The organism is Novosphingobium sp. KN65.2, from assembly GCF_001368935.1.
Taxonomy (GTDB): domain Bacteria; phylum Pseudomonadota; class Alphaproteobacteria; order Sphingomonadales; family Sphingomonadaceae; genus Novosphingobium; species Novosphingobium mathurense.
In genome coordinates, this window is record NZ_CCBH010000092.1 from 1 (window position 1) to 952 (window position 952).

At 61.8% G+C, this 952-nt stretch carries 3 protein-coding genes; all 3 read left to right on the top strand.

What is annotated here, in order from left to right; all coding sequences use genetic code 11:
* The first annotated feature begins 55 nt into the window (after nt 1-55).
* Complete coding sequence (locus SPHV1_RS25365) at nt 56-229, top strand: hypothetical protein (protein WP_168196124.1); 174 nt, start codon at nt 56-58, stop codon at nt 227-229.
* 2 nt (nt 230-231) lie between these two features.
* Nucleotides 232-417: a hypothetical protein gene (locus SPHV1_RS03640; RefSeq protein ID WP_054944719.1), complete on the top strand. Its 186-nt coding sequence runs from the start codon at nt 232-234 to the stop codon at nt 415-417.
* A partial coding sequence (locus SPHV1_RS03645; RefSeq protein ID WP_054944720.1) for a SprT-like domain-containing protein occupies nt 414-952 on the top strand: 539 nt, incomplete at its 3' end. The genes SPHV1_RS03640 and SPHV1_RS03645, both read left to right, overlap by 4 nt.

Below are 952 nucleotides of genomic sequence, written 5' to 3' on the forward strand. Positions count from 1 at the left end.
TTTTTGCAACAGAGCCGCGCGTCATGGCCCGCCTCGCTGAACAGGGAGCCAGCCAATGACCCATGAAGATCAGCAGCGCGCCTATAACGCCGGGTGGAACTGTGGCCGCTGGCCCGATGATCCCCGCTATCAGGGCTGCGAACCGACCAACCCCGACCTTTGGGAGCATTACGAGGACGGCAAGGCCGATGGCTATGTTGAACGACGCCGCAATGAAAGAGGGGTCTGATTATGGCGAAGGAAAAGCCCCTCAAGGGGCACAAGCTGGCAAGCTATAGCTTTGGCGTTTCGGTAAGCTGCGAGTGCGGTTGGCGCTCCGGGACATGGTTCGGGAAAGGTGGTCGCGGTAGCGCGCTGGGCGAGTGGTATTCCCATAAGGATCGCTGCGCGGCCGAAGCGAAGGCGCTGGGCGCATGACCAACCCGACCGCGCAAGCCTATGCTGAATTGCAACTGGCGTTCGACCATTACAACCGGGAGCTGTTCGCGGGCGAGCTGCCCCCCTGCCTGATTACGATGCAGAGGGAAAAGCGGAGCTACGGCTATTTCTCATCGGAACGGTTCGTGCATCATCACGACAAGAGCAAGACCGACGAAATCGCCATCAACCCGGCATATTTCGCCGTGGTCCCCCTGCTCGAAGTCCTCCAAACCGTAGCGCATGAAATGGTCCACGCATGGCAGTTCCATTTCGGCAACCCGTCGCGCTCCGGCTATCATAACCGGGAATGGGCCGACAAAATGGAAGCGATCGGCCTCATGCCGTCCAGCACGGGCCAGCCCGGAGGCGCTAGGACAGGGCAGAAAATGGCCGACTATGCCATTCCGGGCGGCCCCTTCATGCTCGCCACGGATGCCCTGTTGACGCAGAATTTCCGCATTTCGTGGGTCGATCGGTTCCCGGCCATCATGCCGACGCCGGCGATCGACGCCCGCCCCCGGGGCCCCGCCGG

What these genes read in the sequence shown, in the direction of transcription:
- SPHV1_RS03640 (WP_054944719.1), top strand. Translation starts at nt 232, where the DNA reads ATGGCGAAGGAAAAGCCCCTCAAGGGGCACAAGCTGGCAAGCTATAGC.
- SPHV1_RS25365 (WP_168196124.1), top strand. Translation starts at nt 56, where the DNA reads ATGACCCATGAAGATCAGCAGCGCGCCTATAACGCCGGGTGGAACTGT.